This window comes from Pseudomonas protegens, from assembly GCF_013407925.2.
Lineage (GTDB): Bacteria > Pseudomonadota > Gammaproteobacteria > Pseudomonadales > Pseudomonadaceae > Aquipseudomonas > Aquipseudomonas fluorescens_AP.
The window spans coordinates 1,548,213-1,562,677 of record NZ_CP060201.1 but is presented as its reverse complement, the minus strand read 5'-3'; the positions used below and the strand labels follow the sequence as shown (position 1 = coordinate 1,562,677).

Sequence of the window (14,465 nt, the reverse complement as noted above, 5' to 3'; positions counted from 1 at the left end):
CACTATCGATTGGCGGGCTCCCGGGGCGCTTTAGCGCGCCAGGAGCCGGCATGGAAAAAGAGGCAATGACCGATGAGTGACCCATGGCTCAGGCTTCTCACCGATGGGCGGCGGCCCGGACTGTTGATTTGCGCGATCATCCTGATGCTGTCTTGCCAGCTAGGAAGCCTGCCGGCGTATGCCGTTTCGGAGGGCCAGGCCACAAATTGCGTATTCAGTAGCTATGGCGGCACTGCCCGGGACTGGGTCGAGATCACGCCATTGACCCGCAGCACGCCGGTGGGGTCCGTATTGCAGCAGCGTCACGTGAACCCGATCATCGAATACACCACCGAGGAGGCTGAATCCCTGGAGATGCATGAATTGGTGGCCGCTGCGCATTTGCCGGGGGTGAGATTTCCCGACGGCATCATTCCGACCAATATCGATGGCATCAGCCTCAAGGTGACGGCCTATCCGTCCGGCTCGGACCCTCATGTCCTCACGGGCAATTTCTATCCCCGGGTACTGGAAAAGTACAGCGTGGAGCATTCAAGTGGCGCGTTGAAAAAGGTAGTCACGGCCTACGTGTATTCGCTGATCCTGACCCGGCCCGCCGATGAGTTGCCCAAGGGCACGCTGGTGGTCAACAGCTTGAGCGGTGCCCAGATGGCGCTGTACGCGCTGGATCTGGACAAGGGGGCGGTGACGGTAGGGCAACACTTGCTGGAGCTGCCGCAATACGACAATAGACAGCGCTGTTCGAAACAACTGCTGCTCAGCGAACAGGAACTGCTGGGGGGCGAAGGCGTCAAGTTCACCGCCACGTGCCAGGTGATCACCCGCAACGTCACGCTGCGTCTGGGCAGTCCCTCGGCCCATGACTTTCCCACGCTGGGCTCGACCTCGCCGCCCTCGGCCGCGGCCAGGCTTGAAGTCAACGACTGCTCGTTCAACAGCCTGCCGAAGGTTTCGTTCAGCGCCGAACCCGCCTCGCGCTGCGATCCGACAGGAATCCTGGGGCTCACTCAATCGGCTCAGGATCAGGGGCGGTCCGTCGCCAAGGGCGTCGGCATCGTCATGTTCAACGAGCAGATTCCGCGCATTCATTGCAATGGCACTCAGTACCCCATGGAGCGCCTGTTGGGCGGCGATAGCGCCAGCTTCAGCTTCCGCGCCCAATACATCCGTACCGGTCCGATCACCGAGGGGGCAGCCAACAGCAGCGCCCAGTTCAACTTCACCTTCGACTGACGCACCGGCCGCAGGCCTCGGGTGTTTGCCTGGACGCCGGCCCCCGGGCCTTTCTACACTGACCTCCGTCTGGGGACCGGGGGAGCACCGATGAATCGTAATGAACTGCGCAAGGCCGACATCAACCTGATGGTGGTGTTCGAGGCGTTGATGTTGGAACGCAACGTCACCCGGGTGGCGGAAAAGCTGTTTCTCGGCCAGCCCACCATCAGCTCCGCGCTCAACCGCCTGCGGGCGATGTTCAACGATCCGCTGTTCATTCGCGTCGGCCATCGCATGGAACCCACCGCGCGCGCCGAGCAGATCATCCAGCACCTGTCGCCGGCCCTCGACGCGCTGTCCTCGGCCCTGAGCCTGACCCACGATTTCGATCCCGCCAGCAGCACCATGACCTTTCGCATCGGCCTGTCCGACGACGTCGAGTTCGGCCTGCTGCCGCCCCTGCTGCGAGCCCTGCGCCAGGAAGCGCCGCAGGTGGTGGTCGTGGTGCAGCACGTGGATTACTGGCGGATTCCCGATCTGCTGGCCTCGGGCGACATCACCGTCGGCATCAGCCAGACCCGGGGCCTGCCGGCCAATGCCAAGCGCAAGTTGCTGCGGCATATCCAGCCCAGCGTGTTGCGGGCCGATGCCAGCGAGACGCCGCTGACCCTCGACGAATATTGCGCGCGGCCCCATGTGCTGGTGTCGCACACCGCCAATGTTGCCGGCTTCGCCGACGAGTGGCTGGCGGAAATCGGCCGCACCCGCCAGGTGGTGCTGTCGGTGCCGCAGTACAGCTCGTTGCCGGCGCTGCTGGCGGGCACCGACATGCTCGCCAGCCTGCCGGACTATGCGGCGGCGGCCATGGCCGCCTCGGGGCAGCTGTTTGTCGAGCCTTATCCGTTCAAGACCCCGACCCTGGACTTGTCCATGGTCTGGCTCAGCCACGTCGACAGCGATCCCGCGGAACGCTGGCTGCGTTCGCGCCTGGAAGCCTTCATGGGGGAAAGGGCGCCCATCGCCCCGTTCTGAGCGACTACCGAGCAACCGGATTGGATTCGCTGTTGCCGGCTTGGCATCGGCACCGGCGGCTGCTTTGCTGTGTAGATCATCTGTTGAAACACTGATCGGTGGAGTGTGCCCATGAGTCGTTCCCGTTCCCTGTTGCGTGGGCGTGGCCGCCACGACAGCGGCAAGGTTGGCATGGTCGAGCTGTTTTTCGACCTGGTGTTCGTGTTCGCCGTAACCCAGCTGTCCCATTCCCTGCTGGCCCATCTGTCCCTGGGCGGCGCCGTGCAGGTGGCGTTGCTGATGGTGGCGGTGTGGTGGGTGTGGATCTTCACGTCATGGATCACCAACTGGCTGGATCCGGAAACCCTGCCGATCCGCCTCGGGCTGTTCGTGCTGATGGTGGCGGGGCTGCTGCTGTCATCCTCGATTCCCCAGGCCTTCGGCGAGCGCGGGCTGCTGTTCGCCGGGGCCTATGTGTTCATGCAGGTGGGGCGCACCGCCTATTCCCTGTGGGCGGTGCGCGGCGAGCCGTTGAACATGACCCGCAATTTCCAGCGGATTTTGTTGTGGCTGATGTTCTCCGGGGTCTTCTGGATCAGCGGCGGCCTGCTCGAAGGGCCGCAGCGCCTGGCGTGTTGGGGGCTGGCTCTGGCCATCGAGGTGCTGTCGCCGTCGCTGTATTTCTGGGTGCCGGGGTTGGGCCGCTCGACCCTGGCCGACTGGAACGTGGAAGGCAATCACATGGCCGAGCGCTGTGGCCTGTTCGTGATCATCGCCCTGGGGGAGTCGCTGCTGGTGACCGGCGCCACGTTCGCCGAGCTGAGCACCAGCGCCCAGGGCTTGCTGGGCTTCGTGGTGGCGGTGCTGGGCAGCATTGCCATGTGGTGGGTGTACTTCGACAGCGGCGCCGAACGGGCGCACCACCGGATCGCCCACTCCGCCGATCCGGGGCGGCAGGCGCGGATTGCCTACACCTACCTGCACCTGCTGATCGTGGCCGGGATCATCGTCAGCGCCGTGGCCGATGAGCTGGTGCTGGTGCACCCGGATCACGCCAGTCCGGCCGGGGTGCTGGTGATTGTCGGCGGTCCCTGGCTGTTTCTCCTGGGGTGCGCCCTGTTCAAGTGGGTAATGAACGACCGCCCGTTGCCGCCGCTGTCACACCTGGCCGGGCTCGTGGCGCTCCTGCTGTTGTTGCCGGCGGCCGGCAGTCAGCGGTTTTCCGCCCTGGCGCTGGGCAGCCTGAGCACGCTGGTGATGCTGGGCGTGGCGGCCTGGGAAACCCTGGCCCTGCGCGAGCGGAGGTCGACTGCCGGGCAATGAGGTCAGGAACTCATGCGGTCGGCCGCCGCTGCTTGTGTAGTATGGAGCGCCTTTTTCCCTGACAGACCAGGAGTTCTGCCATGCCGCACCTGCATATGGAATACACCGCCAACCTGCCGCAACTGGACGTCGACAAGGCGCTGCTGCGACTCAACCACGGGCTGGTGGCGTCCGGGCAGTTCTCCGATGAGTTCGATATCAAGAGCCGTGCGGTCAAGGTCGAAGCGTTCCGGGTCGGCACGGGCCTGGGCGAGCGGGCCTTTGTCCACGTCAAGCTGGCCTTGCTCAGCGGCCGTTCGCCGGAGGTCAAGAAGCACTTGTCCGAAAGCCTGCTGGCGGTGCTGCAGGACCTGGCGCCCTGGCCGGCGGACATTCAGGTGCAGCTGTGCGTGGAGATCATCGATATCGATCGCGCTTCCTACAGCAAGGCCGCCATCGGCCGTTGACGGCTAGACCAGCCCCGGTTCGGCGCAGACCTTGACCACCTGTTCGCGGAACCAGGTCTGCGCACTGTCCTGATCGGTGTGCTCGCTCCATTGCATATCCAGGGTGAACCCCGGCAGGCCGCTGGGGGCCTCGCAGTGGCTGAACACCGCCTCGTTGGCCAACAGGCCCTGGATGCGTCGCGGCAGGGTGAGGATGAAGTCGGTGCCGGTGATCATCTTCAGTGCCGCGCTGTAGCTGTTGGAGCGGGCGACGATCTGCCGCTTGTGGGCCTGGCGGGCCAGCCAGCCATCCACCATGTTGCTGTCCGAGGTCCAGGGCGTGGGAAACACATGGCGCCGCTCGATGAACGATTGCAGGCTGAAGCGCGGCTCCTTGGGCGGGGTCGCGCGCTTGTCGAAGACGCACACCAGGTCGTCCTCCAGCAGCATCTGCGATTTCAGGTCGGCATGGCTGCGATGGAAGTTGGGGCCGAAGCAGATCACCAGGTCGACGCTGCCATCGCGCAGTTCCTCGGCGGGAATATCGCTCTCCAGTTTCTGCACATTGACCGTCACCGGCAGGTCGGCGTAGTCGAAGCCCTTGAGTAGCCGGGGCAGGATCAACAGCTCGAAGTACTCCGGGGCACAGAGGTTGAAGGTCACAGCCTGGCGGGTCGGATCGAAGGCCGGCACGCCGCTGTGGCACAGGTTGATGCTCTCGAGGATCTTCAGCACGTGGCCGTACATGCTGGTGGCCTTGTAGGTCGGGCGCATGCCGTTGCGGGTGTGGACGAACAGCTCGTCCTCGAAGCCGTTGCGCAGTTTCTTCAGGCAGTAGCTGACCGTCGACTGACTGACGCAGAGGGTTTCCGACACCCCGGTGACACTGCTTTGCTCGTACACCGCGACAAAGACCATCAGGTCCTGCATGTCGAGTTTTCTGAGCGTGTTGTTGATGAGCATCCGTTCCATCCCGCTGGGCACCTGGCGCCGGTGGCGCGCAAACCGGATCGATGCTAGCGGAACGATCGTCCTAATTAAATGCCCGGAACGGGGATTCGCGGACAGCATCGGGACATTAAATTCCGATAACACGACCTGCGCATTTTCGCTCAGCCAGCGGCTGCCTGTCCCGGGGCAATTTCAGGCCGCGGCGGCCTGCGGACGGCTGCCGCGTACCAGGCCGAGCATGCCCAGGGCCACCAGCACGGCACCCAGCAGTTCCCCGGGGTGCGGCGTCTGGCCCAGCCACAACCAGTGGAACAGCGTCAGCAACAGGGTGCTGAGGTAGATGTAGGAAATCACCGTGGCCGGGGCGATGACGCCGATCGCCCGATGCAACAGCCAGAAGGTCGCCAGGGTGGCGAACAGCGCTAGGTACAGCAGCCACAGCAGATCCTGGCTGTCCAGCAGGGTTGCGCTGCGCCAGCCGCCGCTGGCCAGACTGGCGGCAAACAGAAACAGGGCGCCGAACAGCATGTTCCAGAAGGTCATGGCCGCCGGGCTGCGCCCTTGAAGGCTATGGGCCTTGAAGCGCTGGCTCAGCGGCGAGTAGGCGGCCATGGCCAGGCATCCCAGGCCATAGACGCCCATGGCGTACAGCGACGGCCATTGCCCCGGGGCATCCCCCTTGAGGATCAGCAGCAAGGCCCCGGCGCCGGCCACCAGCATCGCCGGCCAGCGCCGGGGCTGGCGCTGGCCGGGCAGCAACCAGCCTTCGAGCACCAGGGTCAGCAGCGGCACCAGGGTGAACAGGGTTCCGGTGTTGACCGCCGAGGTGTAGCGCAAGGCCTCGAACAGCGAGCCGAAGTACAGCGCCAGCAGCAGCCCCAGCACCGCGTGGGCCCGCAGTCCGGCCAGGGTCATCGCCGAGGAGCCCTTGAGCCACAGCAGGGGGGCGAACAGCAGGGCCGAGAACAGCAGGCGCAGCGCGGTCAGCAGCACCGGGTCGATGGCCTGATTGACCTGGGCGGCGGCGAAGAACGAAGCGGCGATCAACGCCGCCCACAGCAGCATGCCGAGATGCGCCTGGGTGAAGTTCACGGGATTCATGGCAGGCTCCGGTGGCTCAGCGGATGTGCTGGCGGTAATGCCGCGGATCGAAACGCAGCACCATGAGGATCATCAGGCCCATCACCGCGGTCAGGGACCACCAGGCCCATTCAAAGCTGCCCAGCTGGTCGCGGATGATGCCCGCCAGCAGCGGCGACAGGCCGGCGATCAGGTAGCCGATGCCCTGCACGAAGGCGGTCAGGCCCCCGGCCCGGCGTGGGTCGGGCAGGTGGTCCAGGGACACGATCAGGCTCATCGGAAACAGCCCGCCAATGCCCAGGCCCAGCAGGCACGGCCACAGCAGGCTCAGGTGCTGCGGGCTGAGGATCAGGCCGCAGAAGCCGGCGATGATCAGCACCAGCAGGCTCACCAGCACCCGGCGCCGGTCCGGGCTGCGGTTGGCGATGGCCGGAGTGACCAGCCCGGAAATCACTTCCATGGCGGTGAGAAAACCCAGTAGCAGGCCGGCGTTCTGTTCACTCCAGCCGTTCTCCACGTAATAGGGCGCGAGCCAGGCCAGCACGCAGGTGTAGGAGGCGGTGCCGAGGCCGAAGAACACCGCCAGCAGCCAGGCCCGGCGATTGCCGGCAAAGGACTCCCGTGCACCGCGCGAGGCCGGCAGGCTTGGCAGCGAACTGCGCTGGGCGTACCAGAACACTAGCGCCAGCGCGGCCAGTGCGGCCCAGATCGCCAGGGCCAGGCGCCAGCTGCCGCTGTGATTCATCACCAGCGGGGCGAAGGACGCCGCAATGGCCGCGCCGCCCATGATCGAGGTGACATACAGGCCCATGAACAGCGAGACATTGTCGGCAAAACGCGACTTGATCAGCGCCGGCATCAGCGCCTGGATCAGGGCGATACCGATGCCCGCCAGCACCGCGCTGAGAATCAGCTCGGCGGCCGAATCCATGAACAACCGCGAAACGGTCGCCAGGCCGATGATCAGCAAAGACAGGACCACGGTACGGTGCTCGCCCAGGCGCTGACTGACGGCCATGCCGAAGAACATCGCCAGGCCCATGGCCATCACCGGCAGCATGGTCAGCAGCGAGGCCAGACTGAAACTCAGCGGGATGTCACCGCGAATGCCCGACAAGAGCGGGCCGACAGCGGCCATCGACGGCCGCAGGTTGAGCGCCACCAGCACCACACTGACCATCAGCCAGAGCGCGGGGCGGGAAGTTGCACGAACGTTTTCCATAACCAGACCTTCAAGAAATCAGGACCTGATTAGGCGGTGCGGCTCAGAAACGGCGCAAATCAGAAAGTCTGCGGTGCTATTTAAAAATTAAATAAGCCGCAAGCCGCAAGCCGCAAGCTGCAAGCCGCAAGCTGCAAGCGGGGTGCTTGAACTTGCAGCTTGACGCTTGCCGCTTGCCGCTGCCTTTAGAAAGGCTTGGTCGGCAGGTACTTGCCGTCCAGGGTGATCACCGCGCGGGAGCCGCCTTCGGGGTCCTCGACCTTCTTGATGTCCAGCTTGAAGTTGATGGCGCTGATGATGCCATCGCCGAATTGCTCGTGGACTAGGGCCTTGAGGGTCGAGCCGTAGACCTGGAGCATTTCATAGAAGCGGTACACGGTCGGGTCGGTGGGGATGCCGCCGGCGATGCTGCCGCGCAGGGGGATGCTTTGCAGCAGGCGGCTGGCGTCCTGGTCCAGGCCGAGCTTGTCGCACACCAGGTCGGCGGCTGCGGCCGGCAGGGCATGCTGGCCCAGCAGGGCGGCGGTGACGAAGGCCAGGCTCAGCCCGGTGCCGTCGGTGAGGTCCTGCCACGACAGGTTCTTGCGTGCCTTGGCGTCGATGATGGTGTCGGCCAGGGCCAGGCGTGGGGCTTGGGCAAATTGCGATTGCAACATGGGGTGATTCCTCTTGGGTGACGAAACGGGGGCTGCTCAGGCAGCGCTGGAAGGTTGGCTGGCCAGGGCACAGGTGTGCGGGTGCTCGGCCAGGGACACGAAGCGTTGTTGGTTGCCGTCGAGGGCGGCGATGGCGCCGCTTTCGATGTCATACACCCAGCCGTGCAGGTTCAATCGGCCCTGCTCCAGGGCCAGGGCCACCGCAGGGTGGGTCTTGAGGTTGGCCAGCTGGGCGATCACGTTGTCGCGCACCAGGGCGTCCAGGTGTGCGGCGGGCGAGGCGTGCTGGCGGGCGGCGTTGATCACCTTGGCCGACTCGGCGTGGCGCAGCCAGTTGGCCACGGCGGGCAGGTGGTCGAGGCACTTGCAGGTGGAAATGGCGGTCATCGCGCCGCAGTCGGAGTGGCCGCAGATGACGATGTCGCTGACCCCCAGCACGGCGACGGCATATTCCACGGTGGCCGACACGCCGCCCGGCTCGGGGCCGTAGCTGGGCACGATGTTGCCGGCGTTGCGGATCACGAACAGGTCGCCGGGCTCCTGCTGGGTCAGCAGCTCGGGCACCACCCGGCTGTCGGAGCAGGTGATGAACAGGGTGCCGGGGCTCTGGGTGCTGGCCAGCTGCTTGAACAGGGCGCTGCGTTGTGGAAAGGCCTCGCGCTGGAATTTGAGGAAGCCGTCGATGATGTTCTGCATGGGGTTCTCCTTGCGTCGCTGATGGGGCAAGGATGGAAGTTTTCAGCTATAGCGTCCAAGACCGGCTTATTATGCTCTCCATAAGTACAGCCTATAGTTGGAGCCTGCATGCTGCTGCGTCATATCCGTTACCTGCTGGCCGTGGCCGAGCACTGCAACTTCACCCGCGCCGCCGAGGCGCTGCATGTGTCGCAGCCGACCCTGTCGCAGCAGATCAAGCAGTTGGAGGAGAGCCTGGGGGCGCCGCTGTTCGATCGCTCCGGGCGCAGCGTGCGCCTCACCGATGCGGGCCAGGCCTATGTCGCCTATGCCCGCCGCGCCTTGCAGGACCTGGAGGCCGCCAGGCGGGCGATCCACGATGTGCAGGACCTGAGCCGCGGCTCGCTGCGCCTGGCGCTGACCCCGACGTTCACCGCCTACCTGGCCGGGCCCTTGCTCAGCCGCTTTCACCAGCAGCACCCGGGAATCGGCCTGAGCATCGAGGAAATGCCCCAGGACCGCCTGGAAGCGGCCCTGGCCGAGGATCGCCTGGACTTGGCGATCGCCTTTGCCGGCGAGCACCTGGCGGAGATCGACAGCCAGGCGCTGTTCAGCGAAACCCTGAGCCTGATGGTCGGCCCGCAGTATCCGCAGCCGGACCGCCTGCCCCTGACGGCCGAGGCGCTAGGCCGTCAGTCCCTGGTGCTGCTCAGTGGCGATTTCGCCACCCGCCAGCATATCGACCTGTATTGCCGGCAGCAGGGCATTGCACCGCGGATCGCCGCCGAAGCCAATTCGGTCAGCGCGATTGTCGAGATGGTCCGGCACGGGCAGTTGGCGACTATCCTGCCCAGCTCGATTGCTCGGGAGCAGCCGGGGCTGCGCACCCTGGCGCTGCAGTCAGCGCTGGCGCCACGCCGGGTGGTGCTGCTGGAGCGCCGTGGCGCCTACCGCAGCGCCGCCAGCCAGGCCTTTCGGCAGATGCTGCTGGATCAGGGCGCCGGCGCGGCCAGCCACTGATTGACCACCTGGTCGTAGGCGCCGGTGGCCTTGCTCAGGTGCAGCCACTGGTCGACATAGCTTTTCCAGGCCATGTCGTCCCGGGGCAGGAGGAAGGCCTTCTCACTGTATTGCAGGTAGCGCTCGGGGTGGACCGCGCACAGGCCCGGCTTGTGTTTCTGCTGGAAGCGCGCTTCCGAGGCGTCGGTGATCATCACGTCGGCCTGCCGGCTCAGCAATTGATCGAAGATCTTCACGTTGTCGGCGAACAGGATCAGCTCGGCCTTGGGCACATGGGCCCGGGCGAAGACTTCGTTGGTGCCGCCCGGCGGTTCGATCAGGCGCACCGAGGGCTGGTTGATCTGCTCCAGGGTTTCGTAGCGCTTGAGGTCCTGGCAGCGCACCAGGGGAATCTTGCCGTCGATGCCCAGGGGCTGGCTGAAGAAGGCCGTTTTCTGCCGCTCCAGAGACACCGAAATACCGCCCACGGCGATGTCGCATTGCTGGCTGTGGAAGTCGGCCATCAGGCTCTTCCAGGTGGTGCTGATCCACTTCACCCGCACCCCCAGGCTCTGGGCCAGGGATTGGGCCATGGCGATGTCGATGCCTTCGTACTGGCCGTCGTCGCGCAGGTAGCTGTAGGGCTTGTAGTCGCCGGTGGTGCAGACCTTCAACTGGCCGCGCTGGAGCACCTGGTCCAGGCGCGAGTCGGCGTCCTGGGCGAAGCTGAGGGCGGGGGCACTGAGGCCCAGCAGAGTGCAGAGCAGGAAGCGGCGGAGCATGGGGTCGATCCTTGAGTGGCGGTCGGGGCGGGGTGGCGAAGCATTATTGGTCCCCGGTCAAGCACGGGCAAGCAGGGTGTTGTTCAGCGCCGGGACAGGAGTGGCGGCGGGCTTTCGACCTTTTTTTCACGAACGACTGGTTAATCTGCCCTCTCTGGATACCCACAAGAGCTCGCCAGTCATGTCGTCCCACCCCCCACCGTCCATCGAACTGGAGTTCGCTCGGCGTTACGACCAGGAGCACGCGCGCGTCTGCGGCGAGCCCCGGCCTGCCGGGCTCGGCGCACGCCTGGCGCACTGGCGCATGACGCGCCTGGTGCGCCATGCCCTGAAAGTGGCCGGGGAACCGGGGCTGATCCTGGACGTGGCCTGCGGCGCCGGGCGCTACTGGCCGGTGCTGGCCGAGCACGGCAATCGGGTGATCCTGGCGGCGGACCCTTCCCAGGACATGCTCAAGCATGCCCAGACCCACCATCCGGCCAGCCTGATGCAGCGGGTCAAGACCTTCCACAGTTCGGCGTTCGACATCGGTCTGCCGGCCAATGCGGTGGACAGCATCATCTGCATGCAGCTCTTCGCCCATGTGAGTCACAGCGAGGACCGCCTGGCCCTGCTGCAGGAGTTCCATCGGGTCAGCCGTGACTCGCTGATCATCGCCACCCGGGTCGAGCCGCTATTGAGTGTGCGCGGGGCCGCGTCCGCCGAGCCTGCGGCCTTGCGCCCGGTGAGCAAGGGGCTGCTGGAAGGCGAGTTCAAACAGGCCGATTTTGAGGTCCTGGGCCATCAGGATCTGCTGCCCGGCTTTGCAGCCTTGCGGGTCTACGTCCTCAGAAAACACAGCTAGTTGCAACTCTCGGACTATTCTTGCCCTCCGGCAGAAGGTTTCGCACTTGCTCTTGTCGGGTGAATGCTCAGAAATCTCCGGCGGCGATATATACTGCGCGCCATTCTTCAAGGGAGAGCCGTGTGGCCATCGATATACATTGGATTCGCGACAACGATAGCCTCGGTCAGTTTTGTGCTCAGTGGCAGCAATTGCCCTTCGTCGCCCTCGACACCGAATTCATGCGGGTCGACACCTTTTACCCCATCGCCGCCCTGTTGCAGATTGGCGATGGGCAACGCGCCTACCTGATTGATCCTTTGACCATCGACAACTGGCAGCCCCTGGCGGCCCTGCTGGAGAACCCGGCGGTGGTCAAGGTGGTGCATGCCTGCAGCGAAGACCTCGAAGTCCTGCTGCGCCTGACCGGCAGCCTGCCGGCGCCATTGTTCGACACCCAACTGGCGGCGGCCTACCTGAACCTGGGCTTCTCCATGGGCTATTCGCGCCTGGTGCAGGAAGTCCTGGGCATCGAGCTGCCCAAGGGCGAAACCCGCTCCGACTGGCTGCAGCGTCCGCTGTCGGAAACCCAGGTCAGCTACGCCGCCGAAGACGCCGTGCACCTGGCCCAGGTGTTCACCGAACTGCGGCCCAAGCTGTCTGCGGACAAGTACCGCTGGGTGCTGGAAGACGGTGCCGAGCTGGTGGCCAACCTGCGCCGTGAAGTGGACCCCTACGAGGTCTATCGCGAGGCCAAGCTGGCGTGGAAACTGTCCCGCGGCCAGTTGGCGGTGCTGCGCGAGCTGTGTGCCTGGCGCGAGCGTGAAGCCCGGGCCCGGGATTTGCCGCGCAACCGCATCGTGCGTGAACACGCCCTCTGGCCCCTGGCCAAGACCCAGCCCGACACCCTGTCGGCGCTGGCCAAGATCGAAGACATGCACCCGCGCACCGTGCGCCAGGACGGCGAGTTTCTCCTCGACCTGATCAAGCGCACCGCCGCCCTGGGCCCGGATCAATGGCCGCCAGCCGTTCCCGAGCCATTGCCGATCGAAGCCGCGGCCCTGCTCAAGCGCCTCAAGGCCGTGGGCCAGGCCGAGGCCGAACGCCTGGGCATTGCCCCGGAAGTCATGCTGCGCAAGAAAACCCTGGAGAGCCTGCTCAAGAGCGGCTACCCCAACGGGCCTTATCAATTGCCTGATTCGCTGCGTGGCTGGCGCCGCGAATTGATGGGCCAGGCGCTGCTGGACAGCCTGGCCACCGCCGGAGAACAGCCTTGAAACGTATCTGCTCCATCTACAAAAGCCCGCGCAAGAACGAGATGTACCTCTACGTCCTGAAAAGCGAGGCCCTGGAACGCGTGCCGGAAAACCTGCTGCTGGCTTTCGGCAAGCCGCAACATGCCTTCGACCTGGTCCTGACCCCGGAGCGCAAGCTGTCCCGGGAGGACATCCACCAGGTGCTGGAAAACCTCGAAAAGCAGGGTTATCACCTGCAGATGCCGCCGGCCGAAGACGAGTACATCGAGCATTTGCCCGAAGAGCTGCTGCGTCGCAATGATCCGGTCTGACCCTTAGCGGCTCGGTCCCGAGCCGCTGTTAGATGCAAACTGACTGACCTGGGCGCCGCCTTGATCGATGGAGCGATACTCCGTCGGCGGCGACCTGCACCGTTTTTTAAGGTTTGAGCCATGCGCGTTCTGATTGCCGAACACGATCACGCTGTTTATGCCCGCCTGTTGCGTCAGGCGGCCCCGGAGCTGGAAGTGCTGACCAGTGGCGACTCCGCCGAACTGTCGCGGCTGGCGGCCGATTGCCCGGTGTGGCTGGGCCAGCCGGACCTGCTGGCGACCCTGCTGCGCCAGGGCCACCAGCCCCAGTGGTTGCAATCCACCTGGGCCGGCATCACTCCGCTGCTGGCCGACGGTTTGCCGCGGCATTACCGCCTGACCCGGGCGGTGGGCATCTTTGGCCAGGTGATGGCCGAATACGTGCTGACCTACATCCTCGGCCATGAGCGCGAAGTGCTGGCGCGGCTGGTCAGCCAGGTGGAGCGCAAGTGGGACAACCGCCTGGGCCAGAGCCTGGTGGGACGCAAGGTGCTGATCGTCGGCACCGGCGATATCGGCCAGAGCGTGGCGCAGTTCCTGGTGCCGTTCGGGGTCAAGCTGTACGGCATCGCCAGTCAGGCCCGGGAGCAGGCGCCCTTTATCGAAGTGGCCGGGCTGGAAGAGCTGGGACGCTTGGTGGGGGAGGTGGACTACGTGGTCAACCTGTTGCCCAACACCCCCAGCACCCACGACCTGTATGACGCCGCGCTGTTCAGGCAATTCAAGCCCACCGGGCTGTTCATCAATGTCGGGCGGGGCGTTTCCGTGGTCGATGCGGACCTGGTGCAGGCCCTCAAGGATGGCCATCTGGCCGGGGCGGTGATCGATGTCTGCCGCCAGGAACCGCTGCCGCAACGGCACCCGTTCTGGACCGCCTGGGGCTTGCTGCTGACCGGCCACAGTTCGGCGCCGACCTCGCCGGAACTGATGGTGCAGCTGTTTGTCGACAACCTGCGGGCCTACCAGGCCAGGCAGGCCTTGCGCGGCGAAGTGGATTTCGCTCGCGGCTACTAGAACCCAGCGCCAAGCTTCAAGCCGGTAGCTTCAAGCTTGACGCTACCGACTTGGGGCGGCTTTAAAGGCTGAAATCGCCTTCGGCCACGGTTTCGCTCAGTGGACGACGCGGGCTTGGCTCTTCCCGGGCCTGCAGGTAGTCGGCCAGGGTCGACTTGTCGCCCAGCTTGCCCACGGCAATAGCGGCGTGCAGCGCATAGCCTTCGGGAATCTTCAGCTCCTTGCGGGTCAGTTCCTGGTCGAAGCCGGCCATGCCGTGGGTGTACCAGCCGCTCAGGCTCGCCTGCAGCGCCAGGTGGCCCCAGGCCGAGCCGGTGTCGAAGGTGTGCCACAGGGCCGGGGATTCTTCCGTGGCGCCCGGAGCGGTGAAGGTGGTCTTGGAGATCACGATCACCAGGGCCGAGGCGTGCTGCGCCCAGCCGCGGTTGAATTCGTTGAGCAGGCCGAGGAAGCGTTCCCAGTTCGGCGTGTCGCGGCGAGCGTAGAGAAAACGCCAGGGCTGCGAGTTGTAGGCCGAAGGCGCCCAGCGCGCCGCTTCGAAGAAGCTCAGCAGGGTTTCTTCCGGGATGGTTTCGCCGGTGAAGGCCCGGGGCGACCAGCGTTGGGTGAACTGCGGATGGATGGCGTAATCGGCAACGCGAGGATTGGCGCTCATGCAAAGACTCCAGGCAACGTTTGAGAAT

At 65.2% G+C, this 14,465-nt stretch carries 16 protein-coding genes; 9 read left to right on the top strand and 7 right to left on the bottom strand.

Annotation, left to right across the window (positions count from 1 at the left end; all coding sequences use genetic code 11):
* Positions 1 to 72: 72 nt before the first annotated feature.
* The 4 genes from GGI48_RS07340 to GGI48_RS07325 all read left to right on the top strand — a co-directional run bounded on the left by GGI48_RS07340 (position 73) and on the right by GGI48_RS07325 (position 3,995).
* On the top strand, positions 73 to 1,233 hold the full coding sequence (locus GGI48_RS07340) for a fimbrial protein (protein WP_179597660.1): 1,161 nt from the start codon (positions 73 to 75) through the stop codon (positions 1,231 to 1,233).
* Between the two features lie 90 nt (positions 1,234 to 1,323).
* Positions 1,324 to 2,247, top strand: a complete 924-nt coding sequence (locus tag GGI48_RS07335; RefSeq protein ID WP_016963319.1) for a LysR substrate-binding domain-containing protein — start codon at positions 1,324 to 1,326, stop codon at positions 2,245 to 2,247.
* A gap of 111 nt (positions 2,248 to 2,358) precedes the next feature.
* Positions 2,359 to 3,549 (top strand): low temperature requirement protein A, encoded by a 1,191-nt coding sequence (locus GGI48_RS07330; protein ID WP_179597658.1) that lies wholly within the window; start codon positions 2,359 to 2,361, stop codon positions 3,547 to 3,549.
* Positions 3,550 to 3,629: 80 nt separating this feature from the next.
* Positions 3,630 to 3,995, top strand: coding sequence for a 5-carboxymethyl-2-hydroxymuconate Delta-isomerase (locus tag GGI48_RS07325; RefSeq protein ID WP_060838015.1), 366 nt, complete (start codon positions 3,630 to 3,632; stop codon positions 3,993 to 3,995).
* A gap of 3 nt (positions 3,996 to 3,998) precedes the next feature.
* On the opposite strand, the gene GGI48_RS07320 is transcribed toward GGI48_RS07325, so the two are convergent.
* The 5 genes from GGI48_RS07320 to GGI48_RS07300 all read right to left on the bottom strand — a co-directional run bounded on the left by GGI48_RS07320 (position 3,999) and on the right by GGI48_RS07300 (position 8,579).
* The gene (locus GGI48_RS07320) at positions 3,999 to 4,937 is read right to left on the bottom strand and encodes a LysR family transcriptional regulator (protein WP_016965910.1); all 939 of its coding nucleotides are present in this window, start codon (positions 4,935 to 4,937) and stop codon (positions 3,999 to 4,001) included.
* A 180-nt stretch (positions 4,938 to 5,117) separates the two neighbouring features.
* Positions 5,118 to 6,026 carry a DMT family transporter gene (locus GGI48_RS07315; protein WP_179597656.1) on the bottom strand — a complete coding sequence of 303 codons (909 nt, stop codon included), beginning with the start codon at positions 6,024 to 6,026 and terminating at the stop codon, positions 5,118 to 5,120.
* 16 nt (positions 6,027 to 6,042) lie between these two features.
* A complete protein-coding gene (locus GGI48_RS07310) occupies positions 6,043 to 7,227 on the bottom strand; it encodes a cyanate transporter (RefSeq protein WP_179597654.1) in 1,185 nt (394 codons plus the stop codon).
* Positions 7,228 to 7,412: 185 nt separating this feature from the next.
* Positions 7,413 to 7,883, bottom strand: coding sequence for a cyanase (gene cynS, locus GGI48_RS07305; RefSeq protein WP_047284361.1), 471 nt, complete (start codon positions 7,881 to 7,883; stop codon positions 7,413 to 7,415).
* 36 nt (positions 7,884 to 7,919) lie between these two features.
* Positions 7,920 to 8,579 carry a carbonic anhydrase gene (locus GGI48_RS07300; RefSeq protein WP_103741487.1) on the bottom strand — a complete coding sequence of 220 codons (660 nt, stop codon included), beginning with the start codon at positions 8,577 to 8,579 and terminating at the stop codon, positions 7,920 to 7,922.
* Positions 8,580 to 8,687: 108 nt separating this feature from the next.
* Here GGI48_RS07300 and cynR point away from each other — a divergent pair, with 108 nt between their 5' ends.
* Positions 8,688 to 9,578: a transcriptional regulator CynR gene (gene cynR, locus GGI48_RS07295; protein ID WP_016964451.1), complete on the top strand. Its 891-nt coding sequence runs from the start codon at positions 8,688 to 8,690 to the stop codon at positions 9,576 to 9,578.
* On the opposite strand, the gene GGI48_RS07290 is transcribed toward cynR, so the two are convergent.
* Positions 9,551 to 10,339 (bottom strand): transporter substrate-binding domain-containing protein, encoded by a 789-nt coding sequence (locus GGI48_RS07290; protein WP_179597652.1) that lies wholly within the window; start codon positions 10,337 to 10,339, stop codon positions 9,551 to 9,553. The two genes, cynR and GGI48_RS07290, sit on opposite strands and share 28 nt — an antisense overlap.
* A 181-nt stretch (positions 10,340 to 10,520) precedes the next feature.
* On the opposite strand from GGI48_RS07290, the gene GGI48_RS07285 reads away from it, so the two are divergent.
* The 4 genes from GGI48_RS07285 to GGI48_RS07270 all read left to right on the top strand — a co-directional run bounded on the left by GGI48_RS07285 (position 10,521) and on the right by GGI48_RS07270 (position 13,782).
* On the top strand, positions 10,521 to 11,183 hold the full coding sequence (locus tag GGI48_RS07285; protein WP_047302501.1) for a class I SAM-dependent methyltransferase: 663 nt from the start codon (positions 10,521 to 10,523) through the stop codon (positions 11,181 to 11,183).
* A 122-nt stretch (positions 11,184 to 11,305) separates the two neighbouring features.
* Positions 11,306 to 12,439 carry a ribonuclease D gene (gene rnd, locus GGI48_RS07280; RefSeq protein ID WP_016964448.1) on the top strand — a complete coding sequence of 378 codons (1,134 nt, stop codon included), beginning with the start codon at positions 11,306 to 11,308 and terminating at the stop codon, positions 12,437 to 12,439.
* On the top strand, positions 12,436 to 12,729 hold the full coding sequence (locus GGI48_RS07275) for a YcgL domain-containing protein (protein WP_016964446.1): 294 nt from the start codon (positions 12,436 to 12,438) through the stop codon (positions 12,727 to 12,729). The genes rnd and GGI48_RS07275 overlap by 4 nt, the downstream gene beginning before the upstream one ends.
* A 120-nt stretch (positions 12,730 to 12,849) precedes the next feature.
* On the top strand, positions 12,850 to 13,782 hold the full coding sequence (locus GGI48_RS07270) for a D-2-hydroxyacid dehydrogenase (RefSeq protein WP_179597650.1): 933 nt from the start codon (positions 12,850 to 12,852) through the stop codon (positions 13,780 to 13,782).
* A gap of 61 nt (positions 13,783 to 13,843) precedes the next feature.
* Here GGI48_RS07270 and GGI48_RS07265 read toward each other — a convergent pair whose 3' ends face one another.
* Positions 13,844 to 14,437 carry a nitroreductase family protein gene (locus GGI48_RS07265; protein WP_016964445.1) on the bottom strand — a complete coding sequence of 198 codons (594 nt, stop codon included), beginning with the start codon at positions 14,435 to 14,437 and terminating at the stop codon, positions 13,844 to 13,846.
* Positions 14,438 to 14,465 lie beyond the last annotated feature (28 nt).